This window comes from Janthinobacterium sp. PSPC3-1 (assembly GCF_049896105.1).
Taxonomy (GTDB): domain Bacteria; phylum Pseudomonadota; class Gammaproteobacteria; order Burkholderiales; family Burkholderiaceae_D; genus Janthinobacterium.
In genome coordinates this window covers 41,490-64,274 of the sequence record NZ_JAFCTQ010000014.1, presented here as the reverse complement: position 1 = coordinate 64,274, position 22,785 = coordinate 41,490, and the positions used below count along the sequence as shown (strand labels likewise).

At 65.0% G+C, this 22,785-nt stretch carries 17 protein-coding genes; 10 read left to right on the top strand and 7 right to left on the bottom strand.

Annotation, left to right across the window (positions count from 1 at the left end; genetic code table 11):
• Positions 1-112 precede the first annotated feature (112 nt).
• The 3 genes from ACP7B7_RS16285 to ACP7B7_RS16275 are packed head-to-tail and all read right to left on the bottom strand — an operon-like array spanning position 113 to position 5,564.
• Positions 113-1,858, bottom strand: a complete 1,746-nt coding sequence (locus ACP7B7_RS16285; protein ID WP_426077325.1) for a hypothetical protein — start codon at positions 1,856-1,858, stop codon at positions 113-115.
• Complete coding sequence (locus ACP7B7_RS16280) at positions 1,858-3,567, bottom strand: molecular chaperone HscC (protein ID WP_426077324.1); 1,710 nt, start codon at positions 3,565-3,567, stop codon at positions 1,858-1,860. The genes ACP7B7_RS16285 and ACP7B7_RS16280 overlap by 1 nt, the downstream gene beginning before the upstream one ends.
• Positions 3,567-5,564, bottom strand: a complete 1,998-nt coding sequence (locus ACP7B7_RS16275) for a DNA topoisomerase IV subunit B (RefSeq protein WP_308924381.1) — start codon at positions 5,562-5,564, stop codon at positions 3,567-3,569. Before ACP7B7_RS16275 ends, ACP7B7_RS16280 begins: the two co-directional genes overlap by 1 nt.
• A 450-nt stretch (positions 5,565-6,014) precedes the next feature.
• Between ACP7B7_RS16275 and kdpF the strand changes: the two genes are divergently transcribed.
• The 7 genes from kdpF (at position 6,015) to ACP7B7_RS16240 (ending at position 14,930) form a co-directional block, all read left to right on the top strand.
• On the top strand, positions 6,015-6,104 hold the full coding sequence (gene kdpF, locus ACP7B7_RS16270) for a K(+)-transporting ATPase subunit F (RefSeq protein ID WP_034746483.1): 90 nt from the start codon (positions 6,015-6,017) through the stop codon (positions 6,102-6,104).
• A complete protein-coding gene (kdpA, locus tag ACP7B7_RS16265) occupies positions 6,104-7,921 on the top strand; it encodes a potassium-transporting ATPase subunit KdpA (protein WP_426077323.1) in 1,818 nt (605 codons plus the stop codon). The genes kdpF and kdpA overlap by 1 nt, the downstream gene beginning before the upstream one ends.
• Positions 7,918-9,984 (top strand): potassium-transporting ATPase subunit KdpB, encoded by a 2,067-nt coding sequence (gene kdpB / locus ACP7B7_RS16260; protein ID WP_308924383.1) that lies wholly within the window; start codon positions 7,918-7,920, stop codon positions 9,982-9,984. Before kdpA ends, kdpB begins: the two co-directional genes overlap by 4 nt.
• Before the next feature lie 10 nt (positions 9,985-9,994).
• The gene (gene kdpC, locus ACP7B7_RS16255; protein ID WP_308924384.1) at positions 9,995-10,570 is read left to right on the top strand and encodes a potassium-transporting ATPase subunit KdpC; all 576 of its coding nucleotides are present in this window, start codon (positions 9,995-9,997) and stop codon (positions 10,568-10,570) included.
• Positions 10,571-10,611: 41 nt separating this feature from the next.
• A complete protein-coding gene (locus tag ACP7B7_RS16250; RefSeq protein WP_426077322.1) occupies positions 10,612-13,338 on the top strand; it encodes a DUF4118 domain-containing protein in 2,727 nt (908 codons plus the stop codon).
• Entirely contained in the window at positions 13,335-14,054 is a 720-nt protein-coding gene (kdpE, locus tag ACP7B7_RS16245) for a two-component system response regulator KdpE (RefSeq protein ID WP_426077321.1), read from the top strand. The genes ACP7B7_RS16250 and kdpE overlap by 4 nt, the downstream gene beginning before the upstream one ends.
• A gap of 132 nt (positions 14,055-14,186) precedes the next feature.
• Positions 14,187-14,930: a TorF family putative porin gene (locus ACP7B7_RS16240; protein ID WP_308924387.1), complete on the top strand. Its 744-nt coding sequence runs from the start codon at positions 14,187-14,189 to the stop codon at positions 14,928-14,930.
• Here ACP7B7_RS16240 and dapA read toward each other — a convergent pair.
• Both dapA and ACP7B7_RS16230 read right to left on the bottom strand, forming a co-directional pair.
• Entirely contained in the window at positions 14,914-15,873 is a 960-nt protein-coding gene (gene dapA / locus ACP7B7_RS16235) for a 4-hydroxy-tetrahydrodipicolinate synthase (RefSeq protein WP_308924388.1), read from the bottom strand. The genes ACP7B7_RS16240 and dapA overlap by 17 nt on opposite strands.
• Entirely contained in the window at positions 15,870-16,142 is a 273-nt protein-coding gene (locus tag ACP7B7_RS16230) for a hypothetical protein (protein ID WP_426077320.1), read from the bottom strand. The genes dapA and ACP7B7_RS16230 overlap by 4 nt, the downstream gene beginning before the upstream one ends.
• A gap of 255 nt (positions 16,143-16,397) precedes the next feature.
• Between ACP7B7_RS16230 and ACP7B7_RS16225 the strand changes: the two genes are divergently transcribed.
• A complete protein-coding gene (locus tag ACP7B7_RS16225) occupies positions 16,398-17,399 on the top strand; it encodes a gamma-glutamyl-gamma-aminobutyrate hydrolase family protein (RefSeq protein WP_426077319.1) in 1,002 nt (333 codons plus the stop codon).
• A complete protein-coding gene (locus ACP7B7_RS16220; RefSeq protein ID WP_426077318.1) occupies positions 17,396-18,457 on the top strand; it encodes an alginate lyase family protein in 1,062 nt (353 codons plus the stop codon). The genes ACP7B7_RS16225 and ACP7B7_RS16220 overlap by 4 nt, the downstream gene beginning before the upstream one ends.
• Position 18,458: 1 nt before the next feature.
• Here the strand turns inward: ACP7B7_RS16220 and ACP7B7_RS16215 are convergent, their stop codons facing one another.
• Complete coding sequence (locus tag ACP7B7_RS16215) at positions 18,459-19,892, bottom strand: HAMP domain-containing sensor histidine kinase (protein WP_426077317.1); 1,434 nt, start codon at positions 19,890-19,892, stop codon at positions 18,459-18,461.
• A complete protein-coding gene (locus tag ACP7B7_RS16210; RefSeq protein WP_308924393.1) occupies positions 19,889-20,626 on the bottom strand; it encodes a response regulator in 738 nt (245 codons plus the stop codon). The genes ACP7B7_RS16215 and ACP7B7_RS16210 overlap by 4 nt, the downstream gene beginning before the upstream one ends.
• Positions 20,627-20,741: 115 nt before the next feature.
• On the opposite strand from ACP7B7_RS16210, the gene ACP7B7_RS16205 reads away from it, so the two are divergent.
• Complete coding sequence (locus ACP7B7_RS16205; protein WP_426077316.1) at positions 20,742-22,772, top strand: TonB-dependent receptor domain-containing protein; 2,031 nt, start codon at positions 20,742-20,744, stop codon at positions 22,770-22,772.
• The last annotated feature ends 13 nt before the right edge of the window (positions 22,773-22,785 follow it).

Sequence of the window (22,785 nt, the reverse complement as noted above, 5' to 3'; positions counted from 1 at the left end):
CGGCCAGGCGCGCATTGCGTTTGGCAAAGACAGGCTGGTGATCAATCAATGAATGGCGGTAGATGGGCATGATAAGTAAGTTTTCGGGTTTGACGCTCGTTGGAACCGCCACTCAGGTATAGATATTTTTTTGCTGTGCCGCGTGATAGAGATTGCCCAGGATCAGAATGGCAATAAACAGCAACAACGCTTCCGGTAGTACCATGCGTGCGTCAGGCAATTCCTTGAAAAAAGACACGCCAGAAAAAAGGGCGAATTTCCCCAGGATCAGGGCCGGCCAGATCAAGTGCCTGGACAGGCCTGCCATCTTGAACTCGTATAAAGGCATGGCGGCCAGACACCACAGCCATGCGGCGATCACTGCCACGCTCGATGGCAGGATGGTGGTGGCAGTGATAAAAAACACGGCTGTTCCGCCGAGCAGCCATACGGTGCGCAAGCTGGCGCGCCATGGTTCCGGCAATGCTGTTGCCGCGTAGAGCTGCGGTCCGCTGCGCACCAGCATCAGCACAAGGCACAGGCTGAAGGCCAGGCGTGCAGCGAAGTGGAAATCTTCAAAACCCAGCTCTTGCATGCCATAGGCCAGCAGCAGCGACAGCGGAAGCAGCAGGACATAAGCCTCCGGCTTGAGCTGCACCGATGCCGAAAGTAATGCCAGCAGGGCACATGCGGCAAATGCCAAGGTCTCCGTGTACACCACGAATGGAGCAGGGTGCGGGACAAATAGCAGCAGCGATGCGGCGGCGTACAGAGCCAGCCAGCCGAATTGCCATTTCTTCTGATGGCGCTCATGCCGTAGCCAGTTGCCGAAGCGCGCTTCCTTGAACCGCTCCATGTGATCGAGCAGGGCGCTGGGGCGATGGAAGGCATAGGCGCCGAACAGGGCGAAGGAAATCGCTTGTGCCAGCAGGAAGGCGTTCAGATGCGGAAAGGCAAATTGAAACTCGCCGAGCTGGTGCATGAACAGGCATGACGCGTAGAGAGCGAGTCCGCCCAGTGCGGACATCTTGGCTGTCCTGGTAAAATATTTTTTTGCGCGCGCCTGCCGTTCCCACCAGGTGTAGGCCTCGGCGTTGATCTTGTAGGCCAGCAGATCCGGGTGCTGCCAGCGGATGAGATGGATCAGTTCCAGCAACTGGTGCGTCAATCCGGCATTCGCCAGAAGGCGGCTCGATGCCGGTGGTGGGGCCATCAACAGCGCAAGCGCGGTGTTGAAGCGCCCGCTGTCCTCCAAATGATGCAAGGAGCAGGTAGCGTGATGGCGTGCCAACATCTCTCTGGCGGCCTGTGCATCGATTGCATGCAGCTGCGCCACCCGCTCACCCCATTGAAAGTGGGCCATGAACTTGACACGCGTCTGGTCATGGCAGGCCGCAGTGGCGCAGTGGCGCAAGGCCATGCGCTCGAACTCCTCGCGGACGGAAAAATTGGCCATGACCGGCCGCGCTTCCAGCGTCTTCAAATGCAGCCCGCCAGCGGCGTTGAGCCACTCTTGCCAGAGGCTGGCTGCTTCTTTCAGCGGATCGGGGACGGCAAACCCGCTGTCATCAGGCGCCGTGGCTGACCGACGGCCGTCCATGTTGACCGCGGGAACCGCATCTTTTTTCCGCAACGCGATCATCGATGCCGCATCGGCGGCAGGTGCGGCGACGGCAGACGGTGTCGATGCCGCGTGCTGGTCATGCGCCGCCATCCGCAATGCCTCTTCGTAGGCGTCGCGCAGGCGCTGGAATGCCGCCGGATCATCCTCGGGACGGTTCAGCTTCAACTGACGCGCGTAGGCGCGCTTGATCTCGCGCTCGTCGCCGGTGCGCGCGATATTCAGGATATGCCAGGTGTCCGGGGCAGTACTGTTCATCAGAGAAAACTGTTGCTTTCTATTTCTTCGAGTACCGCTGAAAAAGCCGTGCGCGCCTTGCGGATGGTGGACGGGTCTTGCGACTCCAGCGCGGCCTGGAAGTTGGCCGTATGGGCGGCCAGGTACTGGCGCACGTCGCCCAGCGACTGTTCGTACAGGCGGTCGGCGCGCGTGACCAGGGTGCGGTTTTCAATCTGGTCGCGCGGGTGGATCTTCAGGTCGGCCAGTTCCGCGAAGCGCTGTTCGATCTGCTCCGGTGTCATCACGCCGGCGTTGTCGCTGATGACCATCTTGTGGCGTTCCTGGGTGGCCAGCACCGTCACTTCGGCTTCCAGCACGCCGCTGATATCGTAGGTAAAGCGCACGTCGATGCCCACTTCGCCGGCCTTCTTGACGGGGATCGGGAAGTTGATCTTGCCGAGGAAGACATTGTCGGCCACCAGGCGCGATTCGCCCTGGTAGATCGCCACATTGATTTCCTTCTGGTTGTCGTGGATGGTGACGATGTTTTCCGTGCGCGACACCGGCACCACCGAGTTGCGCTCGATAATCGGCAGGTAATGGCCGCCCTCATACTGGTTGGGGCCCACCTGGCGTGAAATGCCGATGCCCAGCGAATACGGCGCGACGTCCGTCATCACCACTTCGTCCAGCGCCGCGTCGCGCATTTTCAGGCCCGCCTGCACGGCCGCGCCCAGCGCGATCGCTTCGTCCGGATCGAGGTGGATGGCGGGGAAGCGGCCGAACATGCGCGACACCAGTTTGCGTACCAGCGGCATGCGCGTGGCGCCGCCGGCCAGGACAACTTCGTTCAGTTCGGCGGCGCGGATGGTGGCGTCGCGCAGCGCGCGCTCGACCGGCAGGCGCAGGCGCGCCAGCAGCGGCTCGCACAATTGCGCCAGCCTGTCTTCGCCGATTTCCCAGCTGTAGTCGGTGTTCTCGAAGCGCGTGTTCATGCGCACCGGGGATTGATCCGACAGCAGGCGCTTGACCCGTTCTGCCTCGTCGCGCAGCAACTGCTGCTGGCGCGGGTCGAACTGGCGGCTGCCCAGCGCAGTGCGCAAGCCGCTGTGCTCCACAAAGGCGTCGACCAGCACCGTGACAAAATCCTCGCCACCGAGGAAATTGTCGCCGGCCGAGGCGCGCACTTCCATCACGCCTTCGAACAGCTCCAGGATCGACACGTCAAACGTGCCGCCGCCCAGGTCGAAGACGAGGAATTTGCTTTCCTGTTCCTTGTCGCGGATGCCGTAGGCCAGCGCGGCGGCCGTCGGCTCGTTCAGCAGGCGCTCCACGCGCAGGCCCGCCAGCTGGCCGGCGATACGGGTTGCCTTGCGCTGTGCATCGCTGAAGTAGGCAGGCACGGTGATGATGGCTTCCTCGACCTTTTCGCCCAAAAACGCTTCGGCATCTTCCTTCAGGGCGCGCAGCACCATCGATGACAGTTCCTCGGGACGGAACTGCTGCGTGCCGAGGGTGATCTTCTTTTCGCTGCCCATGTAGCGCTTGAAGACCGATGCCGTCAATTGCGGGTGCGTCTGCAGGCGCTCGCGCGCGGCGCGGCCCACCAGCACGGTGCCGTCGTCGTCGATGCTGACGCACGACGGCGTCAGGTGCTCGCCCAGCGCATTGGGGATGATGGAAGCCTTGCCGTCGCGCCAGATGGCGACCAGGCTGTTGGTGGTGCCCAGGTCGATGCCGATGATCATCAGATGTCCGCCTCCGCTTCATTGCCGTGTTCTTCGATCCAGGCGCGGCGGCCGGCTGCTTCGCCTTTGCCCATCAACATATTGAAACGCGCGCTCGAATCCATATGGTCGACCGCACCCAGCATCACCGGCAGCAGGCGGCGCGTGTCCGGATTCATGGTGGTTTCCCACAGCTGCTCGGCATTCATCTCGCCCAGGCCCTTGAAGCGCGAGATCGCCCACGCGCCTTGCTTCACGCCTTCCTTGCGCAGCTTGTCTTCGATGGCCACCAGTTCGCCGTCGTCGAGCGCATAGATTTTCTGGATCGGCTTCTTGCCGCGCGCCGGCGCGTCCACGCGGTACAAAGGCGGGCGGGCGATGCAGATATGGCCCTTGGTAATCAGCGAGGGGAAGTGGCGGAAGAACAGGGTCAGCAGCAGTACCTGGATGTGCGAGCCGTCGACGTCCGCATCGGACAGGATGCAGATCTTGCCATAGCGCAGACCCGACAGGTCGGGGTTGTCGCCGGCGCTGTGCGGATCAACGCCGATGGCCACCGAAATGTCATGGATCTCGTTATTGGCGAACAGGCGGTCGCGGTCGGTCTCCCAGGAATTGAGCACCTTGCCGCGCAGCGGCAGGATGGCCTGGAACTCCTTGTCGCGGCCCATCTTGGCCGAGCCGCCGGCCGAGTCGCCCTCGACCAGGAACAGTTCATTGCGCGTGATGTCCGACGATTCGCAGTCGGTCAGCTTGCCCGGCAGGACGGCCACGCCCGACGATTTTTTCTTTTCCACTTTCTGCAGCGAGCGCTGGCGCGACTGCGCCTGCTTGATCACCAGTTCGGCCAGCTTCTTGCCGTAGTCGACGTGCTGGTTCAGCCACAGTTCCAGCGGCGGCTTGGTATAGGTCGAGACCAGCTTGACGGCGTCGCGCGAATTCAAGCGCTCCTTGATCTGGCCCTGGAATTGCGGGTCCAGCACTTTCGCCGACAGCACGAACGAGGCGCGCGCAAACACGTCTTCCGGCAGCAGCTTCACGCCTTTCGGCAGCAGCGAATGCATCTCGACGAAGTTTTTCACGGCGCCGAACAGGCCTTCGCGCAAGCCCGATTCGTGCGTGCCGCCATTCGAGGTGGGAATCAGGTTGACATACGATTCGCGCACGATGGCGCCTTCTTCCGTCCACGCCACCACCCAGGCCGCGCCTTCGCCTTCGGCAAAGCCTTCCGATTCGGAGCTTGCATACTGCGCGCCTTCGAACAGGGGGATCAGGGTTTCGCCATTCGATACCTGCGCCAGCGATTCGGTCAGGTAGCCGCGCAGGCCTTCCGCGTACAGCCAGGTCTGGGTGTCGCCGGTTTTCGCGTTGGTCAGCGTGACCGTCACGCCAGGCAGCAGCACGGCCTTCGAGCGCAGCAAACGCTGCAGCTCGGGCTGCGAGATATTCGGTGAGTCAAAGTATTTGGCGTTCGGCCAGGCGGTCACGCGCGTGCCCGATTTCTTGCCGTCGCGCGGCGCCGGGCGCGAGTTCAACGGTTCGATCACGTCGCCATCGGCAAACACCATGTGGTGCAGGCCATTGCCGTCGCTTTCCTTGCGCCAGACGGTGATTTCCAGGCGCGAGGACAGCGCATTGGTGACGGACACGCCGACGCCATGCAAGCCGCCCGAGAACGCGTAGGCGCCGCCCGAACCCTTGTCGAACTTGCCGCCCGCGTGCAGCCGCGTAAACACGATTTCCACGGTCGGCACGCCTTCTTCCGGGTGCATGCCGACGGGAATGCCGCGGCCATTGTCTTCGACCGTGATGCTGCCGTCGACGTTTTGCGTGACGGCGATATGCGTGCAATGGCCGCCCAGCGCCTCGTCGGAGGCATTGTCGATCACTTCCTGGATGATGTGCAGCGGATTTTCAGTGCGGGTGTACATCCCCGGGCGCTGCTTGACGGGTTCCAGTCCTTTCAGGACACGGATGGATGATTCGCTGTAGTCGGATGCTGGTTTTTTAGTGGCCATACGTGTTCAAGCTAAGTAAAGACAGTGGTGGGAACGCCAGGCGCGCTTGCTGTGCGGCGATTTGACAGAGTGACAGCGGTGGCGATAACTGTATAAATATACAGTATATCGCGCCTCGCGTCACTCTGGGAGCGCATTGCGGCAGGCCGGGCGTCCTTGTGCGGACGCTCGCGCATTCTATCGTGATCGGCGCGCAATGGCGCTACTCCTTGGCAACTATGGTGCGCCCGTCATGTGACGGCTAGATGGTAGTGCATGATTTTTACAGCTTGTTTACACCGCCCGCTCCAGTCTTTACGAATTTTTTAGACCCTTCTGGCTAAGCTTCCCTCTATCAAAACAAACCTGAATGAGGGTGGGAATGGATCTCGTATACCTGGGCCTGATGGCCGTCTTTTATGTCGTGGTGGCTGGCTTTGCCGGCGCCTGTGACAAGCTTGGGGGCGCGCAATGAACGCCTTTTATGTGCTGGGCGCCGTGGTGTCGGCCGGCCTGCTGGTATATCTGCTGGTGGCGCTGCTGAAAGCCGAGGAGCTGTGATGACGACGCAATCGATTTTATTGCTGGTGCTGTTCCTGGCCGTGCTGCTGGCCGCCGGCTATCCGCTGGGCCTGTACATGGCCAGGGTGGCGGGCGATGCCCCGATCCGTGGCCTGGGCTGGCTGCAACGCGGTGAAAATGTTCTTTACCGCCTGGCGGGCGTGAAAGCGGGTGCCGAGCGCTCCATGGGCTGGAAGCACTACGCCATCGCGCTGCTGGTGTTCAATACCGTCGGCGCCTTTTTTGTGTATGGCCTGCAGCGCCTGCAGGGCTTTTTGCCATTCAACCCGCAAGGCCTCGGTAACGTGGGTCCCGATTCCTCGTTCAATACGGCGGTGAGCTTTGTCGCCAACACCAACTGGCAGGGCTATTCTGGCGAGCAGACCATGAGCTACCTGACGCAGATGCTGGGCCTGGCCTGCCAGAACTTCTTTTCGGCCGCCACCGGCATTGCCGTGATCTTTGCGCTGGTGCGCGGCTTTTCGGCGCGCTCGAGCAAATCGATCGGCAATTTCTGGGTCGACCTGGTGCGCTCCACCCTGTACATCCTGCTGCCGCTGTCGCTGGCCCTGTCGGTGGTGTTCATGGGCGAAGGCGTGATCCAGAATTTTTCGCCATACAAGGAAGTGACCCTGCTCGACCAGGTACATTATGAAACACCGAAAACCGACGCCGCCGGCCAGGCCGTGCTGGACGCGGCCGGCAAGCCGGTGATGGAAGCGCAAGTGGCCGCCACGCAGACCATCGCCATGGGCCCGGTGGCATCTCAGGAAGCGATCAAGCTGCTGGGCACGAATGGCGGCGGCTTTTTCAATGCCAATTCCGCCCACCCGTATGAAAACCCGACGGTGCTGTCGAACTTCCTGCAGATGCTGGCCATCTTCATCATTCCCGCAGGTCTGTGCTTCACGTTTGGCCGCATGGCGGGCGACATGCGCCAGGGCTGGGCAGTGCTGGCCGCGATGACGCTGATCTTTGTGGTCATGACGGCCGGCGTATTCCAGGCCGAGCAGCAGGCCAATCCGGCCTTGCAGGCGCTGGGCGTCGACCAGCAGATGAGTACCTTGCAGGCGGGCGGCAATATGGAAGGCAAGGAAACGCGCTTCGGCATCAGTTCGTCGGCCCTGTTCGCGGCCGTGACGACTGCCGCCTCGTGCGGCGCCGTCAACTCCATGCACGACTCCTACATTCCCCTGGGCGGCATGGTGCCGCTGCTGTTGATGCAGTTCGGCGAAGTGGTGTTCGGCGGCGTGGGCACGGGCCTGTACGGCATGCTGATGTTTGCCATCCTGGCCGTCTTTATCGCCGGCCTGATGATAGGGCGCACGCCCGAATACCTGGGCAAGAAAATCCAGGCGCATGAAATGAAGATGGTGTCCCTGGCCATCCTGGTCACGCCCACCCTGGTGCTGGTCGGTACGGCGATCGCCGTCATGCTGGAACAGGGCACGGTGGGCGTGGCCAATCCGGGCGCCCACGGTTTCTCGGAAATCCTGTATGCCTTTACGTCGGCCGCCAACAACAACGGCAGCGCGTTCGCGGGGCTGTCGGCCAACACGCCGTTCTATAACGTGATGCTGGCGATTGCCATGTGGTTCGGGCGCTTTGCCGTGATCGTGCCGGTGCTGGCCGTCGCCGGTTCGCTGGCCGCCAAGCAGCGCCTGTCGGCCAACGCCGGCACCATGCCCACGCATGGCCCCATGTTCATTGGCTTACTGGTCGGCGTGGTGATACTGGTGGGTGTACTGAACTACGTTCCTGCGCTGGCCCTGGGCCCCGTCATCGAACACCTGCAACTCTTTACCCAACTGCCATGAAAACCAAGACATTGACCCTGTTCGACCCCGCCTTGCTGCTGCCCGCCATCGGCGACGCCTTCAAGAAACTCGACCCGCGCACGCAGTGGCGCAGCCCCGTGATGTTCGTCGTCTATGTGGGCAGCATCATCACGACCCTGCTGGCGATCCAGGCCCTGAATGGCCAGGGCGAAGCGCCGTTCGGCTTCATTCTGGCGATTGCGGTGTGGTTGTGGTTCACCGTGCTGTTCGCGAACTTTGCCGAAGCGCTGGCCGAAGGACGCAGCAAGGCGCAGGCGGCCTCGCTGCGCGCCCTGAAGCAGACCGTGATGGCCAAGAAAATGCAGGTGCCGAAATACGGCACCTCCTGGCTGCCGACACCGGCCACCGACCTGCGCCGTGGCATGACGGTGCTGGTCGAGGCGGGCGACGTGATCCCGGCCGACGGCGAAGTGACGGCTGGCGTGGCCTCGGTCGACGAGAGCGCGATCACCGGCGAATCGGCGCCCGTGATACGCGAGTCGGGCGGCGACTTTTCAGCTGTCACCGGCGGCACCCGCGTGCTGTCGGACTGGCTGCTGGTGCGCGTTTCCGTCAATCCCGGCGAGGCCTTTATCGACCGCATGATCGCCATGGTCGAAGGCGCCAAGCGCCAGAAGACGCCGAATGAAATCGCGCTCACCATTTTGCTGGTGGCCCTGTCGATCGTGTTCCTGATCGTCACCGTCACGCTGTTGCCGTATTCGCTGTTTGCGGTGGCGGCCGCCGGCAGCGGCACGCCGGTGACGATTACCGTGCTGATCGCGCTGCTGGTGTGCCTGATCCCGACCACCATCGGCGGCCTGCTGTCCGCCATCGGCGTGGCCGGCATGAGCCGCATGATGCAGGCCAATGTGATTGCCACCTCGGGCCGCGCGGTGGAAGCGGCCGGCGACGTCGACGTGCTGCTGCTCGATAAAACCGGCACCATCACGCTGGGCAACCGCCAGGCGTCCAGCTTTGTGCCGGCGCCGGGCGTGACGGAACAGCAGCTGGCCGATGCGGCGCAACTGGCCTCCCTGGCCGACGAAACCCCGGAAGGGCGCAGCATCGTGGTGCTGGCCAAGCAGCAGTTCAATATCCGCGAACGCGAGATGGCCAGCCTGAACGCGACGTTTGTCCCGTTTACGGCGCAGACGCGCATGAGCGGCGTCGATATCGCCGATAGACAGGTGCGCAAGGGCGCGGCCGATTCCGTCAAAAAATACGTGGAAGCGCTGGGCCAGCCGTATCCGGCCGACGTGGCGCGCGCCGTCGACGATATCGCGCGCCGCGGCAGCACGCCGCTGGTGGTGGTCGATGCGGGCCGGGTGATGGGCGTGGTGGAACTGAAGGATATCGTCAAGGGCGGCATCAAGGAGCGCTTTGCCGAACTGCGCCGCATGGGCATCAAGACGGTGATGATCACGGGCGACAACAAGCTGACGGCGGCGGCGATTGCGGCCGAAGCGGGCGTCGACGACTTCCTGGCCGAGGCGACGCCGGAAGACAAGCTCAAACTGATCCGCAGCTACCAGTCCGAAGGCCGGCTGGTGGCGATGACGGGCGACGGCACCAACGACGCGCCGGCGCTGGCCCAGGCCGACGTGGCGGTTGCCATGAACTCTGGCACGCAGGCGGCGAAAGAGGCGGGCAATATGGTCGATCTCGATTCGAACCCCACCAAGCTGCTGGAAATCGTCGAAATCGGCAAGCAGATGCTGATGACGCGCGGTTCGCTCACCACGTTCTCGATCTCGAACGATATCGCCAAGTATTTCGCCATCATCCCGGCGGCGTTTGTCGGCACCTATCCGCAACTGAAGGCGCTCGACATCATGCACCTGGCCAGCCCGTCGTCGGCCATCATGTCGGCCGTGATCTTCAATGCGCTGATCATCGTCGTGCTGATCCCGCTGGCCCTGAAGGGCGTGCAGTACCGCGCCATCGGCGCGGCCAGTCTGCTGCGCCGCAACCTGCTGGTGTATGGCCTGGGCGGCATCGTGCTGCCGTTTGTCGGCATCAAGCTGATCGACATGGCGCTGTCGGCACTGAACTTCATCTAAAGGAAATAGCATGAACACCATCGTACGTCCCGCCCTGGTCCTGTTTGCCGCGCTGACCGTGATTTGCGGCGTGGCCTATCCGCTGGCCACGGCCGGCATCGGGCAACTGGCTTTCAACCATGAAGTCAACGGCAGCATCGTCGAGCACGGTGGCAAGCCGGTCGGCTCGACCCTGATCGGCCAGTCGTTTACCTCGCCGAAATACTTCTGGGGCCGCCCGTCGGCCACGGCGCCGATGGCCAATAACGGCGTCGGCTCGGGCGGCTCGAACCAGGGGCCGACCAATCCGGCCTTGGTCGAGGCCGTCAAGGCGCGCATCGCCGCCTTGAAAGATGCCGACCCAGGCAATACGCGCGCGATTCCGGTCGACCTGGTCACGGCGTCCGGCAGCGGCCTGGACCCGGAAATCAGCCTGGCCGCCGCCATCTACCAGGCGCCGCGCGTGGCCCGCGTGCGCGGCCTGCCTTTGGCGCAAGTGGAAAACGCCATCGCCAAGGCGCAGAAAACCGCGTATATCGGCTTTTTCGGCGAGGCGCGCGTGAATGTGCTGGAACTGAATCTGGCGCTCGATGCGATGCAGAAGTAAGATGATCGGGGTCTGACCCCAGCCTTTCATTGAAAACCACCATGCCCTCCAACGACCAACGCCCCGACCCCGACGCCCTGCTGGCCCAGGTCCAGGCGCAGGAACACAAAGCCACGCGTGGCCGCTTGCGCATTTATTTCGGCGCTTCGGCCGGCGTCGGCAAGACCTATGCCATGCTGGCCGCGGCGCGCAAGCTGCTGGCCGAAGGTGTCGACGTGCTGGCGGGCGTGGTGGAAACGCATGGCCGCTCGGAGACGGCGGCCATGCTCGACGGCTTGCCGTGGCTGCCGGCAAAAAACCTGGAATACCGCGGCAAGACCTTGCCCGAATTCGACCTGGACGCGGCGCTGCTGCGTCACCCTGCCGTGATCCTGATCGACGAACTGGCGCATTCGAACGTGGCCGGTTCGCGCCATCCGAAGCGCTGGCACGATGTCGAGGAACTGCTGGCCGCCGGCATCGACGTGCTGACCACCGTCAACGTGCAGCACCTGGAAAGCCTCAACGATGTGGTGGGCGGGATTACCGGCGTGCGCGTGGCCGAGACCTTGCCCGACACGGTGTTCGACCGTGCCGACGAAGTGGTGCTGGTCGACATACCCGCCGACGAACTGCTGCTGCGCCTGAAAGCGGGCAAGGTCTACCAGCCGCAGCAGGCGCAGCGCGCGTCGCAGCATTTTTTCCGCAAGGGTAATCTGATCGCCCTGCGCGAGCTGGCGCTGCGCCGCACGGCCGACCGGGTGCAGGACGATGTGCAGGCCTACCGCCTTGAAAAATCGATCAACCCGGTGTGGAAGACGGGCGCGGCGCTGCTGGCCTGCGTGGGGCCGCACGCGGGCGGCGAACAGGTGGTGCGCAGCACGGCCCGCCTGGCCAGCCAGCTGAACGCCGAATGGCATGCGCTGTACGTGGAAACGCCAAGGCTGCAGCGCCTGCCGGCGCGCGAGCGCGAACGCATTCTGAACACCCTGAAACTGGCGCAGGACCTGGGCGCGCGCACCGCCATCGTGGCCGCCAGCGATATCGCCGCCGCCATCGTCGCCCATGCGCGCGGCGCCAATATCGCCAGGCTGGTGATGGGACGCCGCCAGGGCGGAGCGCTGGCGCGGCTGTGGCATGCGGCCAGCGCCGCGCGCATCGCCGGCCTGGCGCCCGATATCGACCTGATCGAAGTGGGCCAGCCGGCGCTGGACGCCGCGCCGCGCAAGGCGGCCGAAGAGGCCATCGTGCACCGGCCTGGGCGCCCCTGGCGCTATCTGCTGGCGGCCGCCGCCAGCCTGGCCACGGCCTGCGCCTCGGTGCCGCTGCTGCCGTATATCGACCTGGCCAATATCGCCATGCTCTCCTTGTTGACGGTGGTGCTGGTGGCCGTGCGGCTGGGGCGCGGGCCGGCCGCGCTGGCCAGCCTGGTGGGCGTGGCCAGCTTTGATTTTGCCTTCGTGCCGCCGCGTTTTTCGTTTGCGGTGGGCGACTTTCAATATGTGATCACGTTTGGCGTGATGCTGGCCGTGGGCCTGATCACCGGCCACCTGACGGCCGGCCTGCGCTTCCAGGCGCGGGTCGCCACGCACCGCGAAGCGCGTGCCCGCGCCCTGTACGAATTTTCGCGCGAGCTGTCGGGCGTGCTGCAGACCGAAGAGATTTTCGACATCACGCGGCGCGCCATCGAGCGGGCCTTCCGCGCCCGCGCCACCTTGCTGCTGCCCGATGACGAGGGCCGCCTGAAGGCGCCGGTTGATGGCGGCCAGCTGGACCTGGGCATCGCGCAATGGGCCTTCGACCGCGCGCAGGCGGCCGGCACCGGTACCGACACCTTGCCCGGCTCCGATATTTTTTATTTGCCGCTGATCGCGCCGATGCGCACGCGCGGCCTGCTGGCGCTGCTGCCGCTCGATTCGCCCCAGCACCGGCACTGGCTGCTGGTGCCGGAACAGCGCCAGCAGCTCGACACCTTTGCCGCGCTGGCGGCGATTGCGCTGGAACGCGTGCACTATATCGACGTGGCGCAGGGCGCGCTGGTGCAGATGGAGTCGGAACGGCTGCGCAATTCGCTGCTGGCGGCGCTGTCGCACGACCTGCGCACGCCATTGACCTCGCTGGTGGGCCTGGCCGAATCGCTGGCGCGCTCAACCCCGGCCTTGTCCGGCGCGCAGCTGGAGATGGCGCGCTCGCTGCAGTCCGAGACGGTACGCATGAGCGCGCTGGTGGCCAACCTGCTCGACATGGCGCGCATCGAAAGCGGCCATGTGCGGCTGAACCTGCAATGGCAGGCGCTGGAAGAGGTGGTGGGCAGTTCCCTGCGCGTAAGCGCCCCGCAACTGGTGCGGCATGCACTGCGCACCCAGCTCGCGCCCGGCCTGCCGTTGGTGCGCTACGACGCCGTGCTGATCGAGCGCGTGCTGTGCAACCTGCTGGAAAACGCCGCCAAATACACGCCGCCTGGCAGCACCATCACGATTGCCGCCGGCGTGCATGGCCAGTGGCTGCGGGTGACGGTGAGCGACGACGGTCCGGGCCTGCCGCCCGGGCGCGAAGAAGCGATCTTTGAAAAATTCACGCGCGGCGAACGCGAGTCGAACCTGCCCGGCGTGGGCCTGGGGCTGGCGATCTGCCGCGCCATCGTCGAAGCGCATGGCGGCACCATCGCCGCGCAAGTGCCGCTGCCCGCGCATGGCGCCGCCTTTGTATTGACGCTGCCTCTGGGGACGCCGCCGGTGCCGCCTGAAGAACTGGACAGCGAATTGACTGACACTGGAACACCATCATGAATGACGCTAATGCCACCGGCAACACCACTTCCCCGACCGCACTGCTGGTCGAGGACGAACCGCAGATCCGCCGCTTCGTGCGCGCCGCGCTGGAAGCCGAAGGCTGGCAGGTGCACGAATCGGCCACCCTGCAGCGCGGCCTGATCGACGCCGGCACGCGCCGCCCCGACCTGGTGGTGCTGGATCTGGGCCTGCCCGACGGCGACGGCATCGATTTTCTGGGCGACCTGCGCAAATGGTCGGCCGTGCCCGTGATCGTGCTGTCGGCGCGCGTCGGCGAAGACGAAAAAATCCGCGCGCTCGACGCCGGCGCCGACGACTATTTGACCAAGCCGTTCGGCGTGGGCGAACTGCTGGCCCGCGTGCGCGCCACCTTGCGCCGCCAGCGCCAGCCGGCCGCACCTGATGATGGCGTGGTGCGCTTCGGCGATGTGTCGGTCGACGTGCAGAACCGCCTGGTGATGCGCGACAAGCAGCTGGTGCATGTGACGCCGACCGAATTCCGCTTGCTGTCGGTGCTGGTGAAAAACGCCGGCAGGGTGGTCACCAATCCGCAGCTGCTGCGCGAAGTGTGGGGGCCGTCGAACCTGGAGAACGGCCACTACCTGCGCATCTACATGGGCCACTTGCGCCAGAAGCTGGAAGCCGATCCGGCCCAGCCGCAATACCTGCTGACGGAAACGGCGGTCGGCTACCGATTGCTGCTGCCACTCTAAGTCTTTCTATCCCCCGGTTTTGAAAACAGGCGCCGCGCGCGCCAGGGGAGCGTTTTACCCGAAATTTTGCAGCAAGGGGCCAGCTGCGCCATCCCGGCAAAGGCCCAACCCACCAATGAAGAAGTACATACCATGAACAAAATCGTATTTGCCATCGCCGCCATTCTTGCCTCGGGCGTATTGCACGCGCAGGAAGCGAAACCGGACAATGAAGTCAGCTTCAACGTTGCCGGTGTTTCCGACTACCGCTACCGCGGCATGTCGCAAACGCGCTTGAAACCGGCGCTGCAGGGCGGTGCCGACTATGTCAATAACCCCACCGGCCTGTACGCGGGCGCCTGGGCCTCGACCATCAAGTGGACCAAGGACGCGGGCGGCGGTGGCGACGTGGAAGTGGACCTGTATGCGGGCAAGCGCGGCCAGTTGACTGACGATATCGGCTACGACGCCGGCGTGCTGGCCTATGTGTATGCCGACAACGGCCTGAAACACCTGGCCGGCTTTGCCGATGCGGATACCCAGGAAGTCTACGGCCAGCTGTCGTACGGCCCGGCGTATATCAAGTATGCGCACGCCGTCTCCAACCTGTTCGGCATCGTCAACAGCAAGAACAGCGGCTACCTCGACATCGGCGCGAATATCGACTTGACAAATGGCTGGACCGGCAACCTGCATGCGGGCCACCAGAAGGTGCGCAACAACGATGCGTCGAGCTACACCGACTGGAAAGTGGGCGTGACGCGCGACTTTGGCGTGCTCACCGGCGCACTGGCCGTGATCGGCACCAATGGCAGCAAGACCGCCTACGCCTCGCCCGTGAATGGCAAATTCATGGGCAAGACGGCCTTGATCCTGACAGTCAGCAAGGTGTTTTAAACGACGCGCCGCCAGCGCGGTAGCGCGGCAGCGCCAGCAATGATTCCAGCGCCAGCGCCAGTTTTTGCTGGCCGGCGCCGGACATGGGCGTCATCGGCAAGCGCAGTTCATCGCGCAGCTTGCCCTGCATGGCCAGCGCCGCCTTGATGGGGCCGGGGTTCGGTTCGGCGAACAGCAGCCGTATGGCAGGCAGCATGGTCTCGAACAGGGCGCCGGCGTCGGCGTGGCGATTCGATTGCACCAGGTCGAACAGCTGGGCATACAGGTCGGGTCGCACCTGGGCGGCGGCCGACATGGCGCCATGTGCGCCCAGCGCCAGGCTGGCCAGCAGCAGCGCATCGTCGCCGCACAGCACGTCGAGGTGGGTGTCGCGCAGCAGCTGGCCGAACTGGTCCAGCTGCCCGCCCGCCTCCTTGATGGCGACAAAGTGCGAGTCGCGCGCCAGCAGCGCCGCCGTCGCCGTCGTGATGTGCACGCCGGTGCGGGCCGGCACGTTGTACAGCACGATGGAGTGATCTGTGGCGGCGGCAATCGCCTGGAAATGGCGCACGATGCCCTCCTGCGACGGCCGCACATAGGCGGGCGCGGAGATCAGCAGGCCGGCCAGCGGGTGGTCGTGATAGCGTTGCACGGCGGCCGTGACGGCGCGCGTGTCGCTGCCGGCTATGCCCATCACGACGGGAAAGCGCGGGCCGGCCGCTTCCAGCACGCTAGCCAACAGCATGCCCTGTTCGGCCTCGCTCAGCATGGCCGCCTCGCCGGTGGTGCCGCACACCACCAGGCCATTGACGCCGCTGCCGGCCAATTCGACAGCCAGCCGCTGTGCGGCGCCGAAGTCGATCGCGCCGTCGCGAAACGGCGTGACCATCGGCACCCAGATGCCCTGGAAGTGGGCCGTGATGCGCTCGCAGGACATCGCGTGTTCGCACGCGTACTGGTTCATCGTGTACCACCGTGGCGTGGATGATCCTGGCAAATCCGGCCAAACTCCGCCGGCAGCCAGCGCATCACGGCGTCCATCGTCAGGCGCAGCGCCGGTTCGGTCACGCACAGGTCCACCCTCATGCGTTCGGCATGGTCGACCGCCTCGATCCGCATGAACGACAGCATCGCGCCGCAGGTCCTGAACACCAGCTGGCGCAGCGCCGACAGGCAGTCTTTATCGACCGTGATATGGATAAGAAAAGTGGCTTGGCGCAAGGAAGTGTCCATGGCGATGGTGCTTTGCAGCGGTGGTTGAGATGCAATCGAGATTAGCAGCGAGCATGTAAAGATGGTCTAAAAAGCGCGGTGGCGGACGTAAACGCGGCGTATTTTTGGCAGGCGCCGCCATGCGCGCCAGGCCCGGCCTGTTGCGTTTTTGCCCCGTAAGCCGGGCATGCGTATGCTTTTGTTACAAAATTGAATCGTGCTTTCGGGAACGGAGGTTTATATTGAAACCGTCTCCGCCATCCAGCAAGTCACGCCATGTCAGACGAAAAAATCCCGCCCAGTGTTTCTCCCGCCCCGCCTGCTGCGCCGGTCCGTCCCGACCGCGTCGGCCGCGCCTCCGACGCCGATGAGCGCGACCGCCGCTCGCGCGAGGCACCGCCGCGCTACCTGAAGGATAACGACACGCCGTTCGCGCTGGCCTGGCGCGTGCTGACGTCGCGCTACCGCTCGATGCGCGACAAGGCGGGGCGCGACTTCATGCGGCGCACTTTGCGCATCGGTATTTCGGCGCGCATTTTTCATCCGGAACCCGGCGCCACGGGCCTGCGCAGCAAGAATCTGCAATACCTGGAGGAGTCGATCGCGCAGTGGGTCATGTCGCGCGATGTGCTGGTGTTCATGATCCCGACGGTCAATACCAGCGGCCTGCTACACCCGAGTAACATCACCTTGCGCCACTATGCGCGCCACCTCGATGGCCTGGTGCTGCAGGGCGGGGCGGACGTGTCGCCGCAGACGTATTCGGAGGCGGCCACGCGGCCTGAATGGAGCGGCGACCGCGCGCGCGACCTGTATGAGCTGGAACTGCTGCACGAATTCGTCGACGCGGGCAAACCGGTGCTGGGCATCTGCCGCGGCTGCCAGCTGATCAACGTGGGCTTCGGTGGCACCTTGTACCAGGATATCGCCTCGGACGTGGAAGGGGCTTCGTCCCACGTCAATGACCTGTATGACCGCCACCGCCACACCATCGTGTTCCCGAAAGGCTCGACCCTGGCCGGCCTGTTTCCGAAGGCGGGAGAGTCGCTGGTCAATTCGATCCACCATCAGTCGGTGAAGGACCTGGGGCGCGATATCACGGTGGAAGCGTATTCGCATGGCGACAATATCGTCGAGGCGATCCGCTACCAGCGCGCGCGCTTCGTGATGGGCTTGCAGTGGCACCCGGAATTCCATTCGGCCGGTGGCGTCGAGCTGCTCGATTGCACGCCCATCCTCGATAATTTTTTGCGCGCCGCGCGCGAGACCCGCTTTTGATTACCCGGCGCGCGGTGCTGACCGGTTTGCTGGCCTTGCCGTTTGCCGGCGTGCGCGCGGCCTCTGCTGCCACCACGCTGCCGTTTGCGCTGACATCGCCGTCGCATGCGGCTGGCCTGAAAACGCGGGTGCCGGCCAGGGTGGCCGCGCAAGTGATCCGCGCGGCGCAAAAAGCCGTGGGCCGGCCCGTGCATCTGATGGCCGAAGTGCGCACGGGTGGCCTGCTCGACGGCGAAGGCGGGCGTGCGCAAAGCCAGCAGGCGCAGGAAGACTGGCGCCAGGCGCGGCTGCAGGCGCTGGCATGGCGGCTGTCTGGCGAGGCGGCTTTCCTGGACAATGCGCGCAAGCTGGCGCTGGCCTGGAGCCGCGGCTACCAGCCCTCGTTCAGCCCCGTCGACGAAACGGAACTGGCCAGCCTGTTGATGGGCGTGGACCTGATCCAGGAGCGGCTCGGTACCAGTGAACGCAAGCAGTTGCAGGCATTCTGCCGCACCCTGGCCAGCGGCTACCTGAGCGATCGGATCAAGGTGGGCGGGCCGTCGACGGCGCGCAATAACTGGCATAGCCACCGCATCAAGATTGGCACGGCAGCCGCCTATCTGTCGGGCGACGCGGCGCTGGTCGCGCGTGCAAAAGAGCGCTTTATGTCCCATGTGCCGCGCAATATCGGTGCAGGCGGCGTGCCGTTCGACTTCGAACAGCGCGACGCCCTGCATTACACCACCTACAGCCTGGAGCCCTTGCTCACCGCCGCGCTGATGGCGCAACAGCATGGCGACGACTGGTATGGCGCGCCGGAAGCGCGGCGCTTGAAAGAAGCGCTGGCCTGGCTGGCGCCGTACGCCCAGGGCAAGCAGACCCACGTGGAGTTCGCGAAAAGCGCGGTGCCGTTCGACCGCAAGCGCGTGGCCGCCGGCCAGAAGGGTTTTACGGGCAACTGGGAACGCGCGGGCGCGGCCAATGTGTATCTGCTGGCGTCGCGCTTCGATCCCGCCTATGCGCCGCTGGCGCAGGAACTGCAGCCGCCGGCCTGGGCGCTGGCGCTGTTCTCGGCCTGAGCTACAGTCCCGGCAGCCGGATGCTGACAATCAGTCCGCTGCGCCGGCCGTTTTCATCCATATCATCACCTTCGCCACGGTTGCGCGCGGCCATGCCGCCGCCGTGGCGCGCCACCATGGTGGCGGCGATCGTCAGGCCCAGGCCCGCGCCGTCGCCATCCTGCTGGGCGTCGCCGCCGGCGCGGTAAAACGGCTGGAACAGCCGCGCCAGTTCGTCTTCCTGCACGCCACGGCCATGGTCGCCGATTTCCACCACGATGTCGCCGTCCTCGCGCCAGGCGCGCAGCCTGATGGCCGAGTCTTCGGGCGCGTGGCGCAAGGCATTCCTCAGCACGTTTTCCAGCACGCTGCGCAGCAGCAGCGGCACGCCCAGCATCGTCAGGGGCAGCGGCGGCGCCGTCCACGCCACGCGGCGCCTGGCCGCCTGCGCCTCGAAGCGCGCGTCGCCCACCACCTGGCTGATGATCACGGCCAGGTCCAGCGGCTCGGGCATGTCGCTGGGCGCGCCGCGCAGCCGCGCCAGGTGCAGCAGTTGGCCCACCATCTGGTCCAGGTGGGCGCATTCCTGCTCGATGCGGTCAAAGCGCTTGTCCAGCGCCAGCCCGGCGCCGGCGTCGCGCCGCGCCAGTTCCAGTCCCAGGCGCAGGCGCGCCAGCGGCGAGCGCAGTTCGTGCGACACGTCGCGCAGCAGGTTTTCCTTCGATGCCAGCAGCTCGGCCACGTTTTCGGCCATGTCGTCGAAGGCGCGCGCCAGGGCGCCGAATTCGTCGCGCCGCGCCAGCAGCGCGCCATCGAGGCGCAGCTTGGCGTCACCGTCGCCAAACGCCTGCGCGCCCCGTTCCAGCTCGCGCACGGGTCGGCTGATATGGCGCGCCAGCAGCCAGCAGATGGGGGCGCTGAGGGCAAACGCGGCCAGCAGCAGCAGGGGCAGGTCGGAGTCGCCCAGCGCTTCCAGGTGCGGTGGATCGAAGGGCAAAAAGCCCAGTTCATAATGGTCGCCGTCTGGCGAGACCAGATCGTGTATGTCCCACCATGACACCGGCTTGCCAGGCAGGGGGCCGGGCAGCGGCGTGCCGTTGGCGGCGGCGAAATCGCCTTCCTCGATATGCGCGCCCAGGCGGTCTTCCAGCCGCGGCTGCAGGCGGCGCCCCAGGATGTCTTGCACGCCATGGTCGACCACATAGATCTTCAAGGTGGCGTACCGCGCTTCGCTGGCGCGTATCCATTGCCGCAGCGCGCCCACGCCGCCCAGCGCCATCTGCGCGCGCGCTTCGCGCACCAGCGCGGCCGGCTCGACGCCGTCGAGCGCATTGTGGCGCGCCGCGCCGACCACCGTGGTGATCACCATGCCGGCCGCCACGATCATGCAGGTGGCCAGCCAGAACCAGATGAAGATGCGCAGGAACAGCGAGCTGCCTGGCGCGGCGCGGCTCAAGCGGCGTCGCCCGCGCTCATGGCCAGCAGATAGCCCTGGCCACGCACGCTGCGCAGTTCGGGCCGGCCGTCAGGCGATGGCCCCAGGCCCAGTTTGCGCCGCAAATTGCTGGCATGCGTATCGAGGCTGCGGTCGTCCGCCTGCAGCTTGCGCCCCAGCGCCCATTGCGTCAGCTGTTCACGGCCTATCATGCGCCCTTCCGAGCGCATCAGGATTTCCAGGATGCGCGCCTCGGTGCCCGTCAGGCGCACCATGCCGCCGCCGACGCTGGCCTCCAGGCTGCGCGGCAGGTAGCGCAGGGTGCCCACGCACAGGGCGGGGTCGGGCGGTGGCGCGACGGGTGTGGCCGGGCCGTCGTCGCGGCGGCGCAGCACGGCGCGGATGCGGGCCGTCAGTTCGCGCGGATTGAAGGGCTTGGGCAGGTAGTCGTCGGCGCCCAGTTCCAGCCCCAGGATGCGGTCGCTCTCGCTGCCGCGCGCCGTCAGCATGATCACCGGCAGGTTCGATTCCTGGCGCAGCCGCCGGAGGATCTCGAAGCCGTTCTGGCCCGGCAGGGTGACGTCGAGGATTACCAAGTCCAGGCCATGGCCGGCCGCCTGCAGCAGCTGGTGCGCCTGCCAGCCGTCATGCGCGACCTGCAGATGGATATGCTCGGCCGTCAGGTATTCCTCCAGCATGCGCGCCATCTTGACGTCGTCGTCGACCAGCAGCACCGAGAAATGCAAAGAATTCATAAGACTGCCTTTAACGTTGCCGATACGCAAAAATCGCTGATTATAATGCGAATCGTTCTTATTCTCAATTGTGTAACAGGGCGCTTGCCGCTGCGCCGACTACCTGAAAGTCCCCATGAAAAAGCTCTCCGTGGCGCCGTGCGCCCGTTTCCTGTTGCCCTGCGCCTTGAGCGCCGCCGTCGGCGCCGCCTGGGCGCAAGCGCCTGCCGCAACCGCAGCGGCGGCCGTGCCGACCGTGGTGGTGACGGCCTCCGGCGCGCCGGTCGACATCAAGGATGCGCCGGCCAGCATCAGCGTCATCACGCGCGAAGAGATCGAGCGCCAGCCCGTGTACGACCTCAATACCCTGCTGCGCCGCATCCCCGGCGTGACCGGCGGCACCAGCGCCACCGGCGAGCAGTCGAAGATCAAGCTGCGCGGCTTGCCCGAAAAATACACCCTGATCCTGGTCGATGGCAAGCGCCAGGGCAGTTCCACCGACACCGCCTACCGTCCCGACCAGAGCCGGCAGGACCTGAACTGGATCACGCCCGACATGATCGAACGCATCGAAGTGGTGCGCGGCCCGATGTCGTCGCTGTACGGTTCCGACGCGATGGGCGGCGTGATCAACATCATCACGCGCAAGGTGCCGCGCCAGTGGGGCGGTTCGGCCACCCTGAACTATACCGCCGCCGAGGAATCGGGCCGTGGCGACGCGCACCAGGCCAGCGTCAACCTGGCCGGCCCGCTGTCGCAGGCTGTCGGTATCCGCCTGGGCGCCAGCAAGACGCGCCAGGTCGCCGATTCCGTCAGCACCGGCAACCGCGCATTCGGCGGCGTGGGCGGCGAGCGCAATGACAATTTCACGGGCCAGCTGAACTGGAAGATCGCCGAGCGCCAGAGCATGTCGGTCGATGTCGCCTACGGCAAACAGCAAGCCAGCGGCGGCGGTGGCCTGGGCGCCACCGGCGTGCCGGTGATCGAGGCCTTCGGCGCCAGCGAACTGACGCGCAAGAGCGCCGGCATCGGCCATGAAGGGCGCTGGGGCTTCGGCAAGACCAAGGTCAACTTGTATCACAATGCCTACGACAGCAAGATCAGCGGCCACACGGCGAAATCGAAAGATACCTTGCTCGACGCGACTTTGGAAAAACCGTTCAAGTTCGGCGTCGACCATCTGCTGACCCTGGGCGGCCAGTGGAAGGACGAAGAGCTGACCAATACCCGCACCATCGGCACCGTGCCCACCGATTACCTGGGCAATGTGGCGAACGGCTCGACCCTGTCGGTGACCACCGCCGCCGTGTTTGCCGAAGACCAGATCTTCCTGCGCGAAGACCTGACGGCCACCGTCGGCGCGCGCCTCGATCACCATGAAAAATTCGGCAATAACACCAGCCCGCGGCTGTACCTGGTGTATCGCCCGGCCGAAGCGTGGACGGTGCGCGGCGGTATCTCGAAGGGATTTCGCGCGCCGAGCCTGAAGGAAAATGCGCCGAACGCGGTAACCAGTTCGCGCGGCAACGGCTGCGCGGGGCTGCGTCCGTTCGGCTATGTCACCGGCGTGTGCTACATGGCCGGCAACCCGGACCTGAAACCGGAAACGAGCACCAGCGCGGAACTGGGCGTGGCGTTCGAGCGCGCCGGCTGGGATGCGGGGCTGACCTTCTTCCACACCGATTTCAAGAACAAGATCGACTACGCGCCGCTGGGCTTTTACCAGGGTCTGTGGTGGACCATGATGGAAAACATCCAGAAGGCGCGCACGCGCGGCCTGGAGGGTAACTTGGCCATCCCGCTCAGCAAAAGCCTCACCTTGCGCAACAACCTGACCTACATGATCGAGGCGAAGAACCTGTCCACCGGCGCGAGCTTGCTGAACACGCCGAAGGTGTCGCTGTTCTCGGCCCTGGGCTGGCAGGCCAATGACAAGGTCTATGCCGAACTGTCGGCCCAGCACACGGGCAAGCAGCTGGGCGGCGGCGCCATCTACACCAAGAAATACACGATCACCGATGCGACGGTTTCCTACCGCATGAACGACAAGCTGACCGTGCGCGGCGGCGTGCAGAACCTGTTCGAGGAAGGCCCGGAAACCGTGGGCGTGGCCGACAACTATGTGCAGGGCCGCCGCTTCTTCGCCGGCCTGACCGCGCGTTTTTAAACTGAACTGGACT

Excerpts from the sequence above, each read along its gene's own strand:
- ACP7B7_RS16285 (WP_426077325.1), bottom strand. The coding sequence starts at position 1,858 with ATGAACAGTACTGCCCCGGACACCTGGCATATCCTGAATATCGCGCGC.
- ACP7B7_RS16280 (WP_426077324.1), bottom strand. The coding sequence starts at position 3,567 with ATGATCATCGGCATCGACCTGGGCACCACCAACAGCCTGGTCGCCATC.
- ACP7B7_RS16275 (WP_308924381.1), bottom strand. The coding sequence starts at position 5,564 with ATGGCCACTAAAAAACCAGCATCCGACTACAGCGAATCATCCATCCGT.
- kdpF (WP_034746483.1), top strand. The coding sequence starts at position 6,015 with ATGAACGCCTTTTATGTGCTGGGCGCCGTGGTGTCGGCCGGCCTGCTG.
- kdpA (WP_426077323.1), top strand. The coding sequence starts at position 6,104 with ATGACGACGCAATCGATTTTATTGCTGGTGCTGTTCCTGGCCGTGCTG.
- kdpB (WP_308924383.1), top strand. The coding sequence starts at position 7,918 with ATGAAAACCAAGACATTGACCCTGTTCGACCCCGCCTTGCTGCTGCCC.
- kdpC (WP_308924384.1), top strand. The coding sequence starts at position 9,995 with ATGAACACCATCGTACGTCCCGCCCTGGTCCTGTTTGCCGCGCTGACC.
- ACP7B7_RS16250 (WP_426077322.1), top strand. The coding sequence starts at position 10,612 with ATGCCCTCCAACGACCAACGCCCCGACCCCGACGCCCTGCTGGCCCAG.
- kdpE (WP_426077321.1), top strand. The coding sequence starts at position 13,335 with ATGAATGACGCTAATGCCACCGGCAACACCACTTCCCCGACCGCACTG.
- ACP7B7_RS16240 (WP_308924387.1), top strand. The coding sequence starts at position 14,187 with ATGAACAAAATCGTATTTGCCATCGCCGCCATTCTTGCCTCGGGCGTA.
- dapA (WP_308924388.1), bottom strand. The coding sequence starts at position 15,873 with ATGAACCAGTACGCGTGCGAACACGCGATGTCCTGCGAGCGCATCACG.
- ACP7B7_RS16230 (WP_426077320.1), bottom strand. The coding sequence starts at position 16,142 with ATGGACACTTCCTTGCGCCAAGCCACTTTTCTTATCCATATCACGGTC.
- ACP7B7_RS16225 (WP_426077319.1), top strand. The coding sequence starts at position 16,398 with ATGTCAGACGAAAAAATCCCGCCCAGTGTTTCTCCCGCCCCGCCTGCT.
- ACP7B7_RS16210 (WP_308924393.1), bottom strand. The coding sequence starts at position 20,626 with ATGAATTCTTTGCATTTCTCGGTGCTGCTGGTCGACGACGACGTCAAG.
- ACP7B7_RS16205 (WP_426077316.1), top strand. The coding sequence starts at position 20,742 with ATGAAAAAGCTCTCCGTGGCGCCGTGCGCCCGTTTCCTGTTGCCCTGC.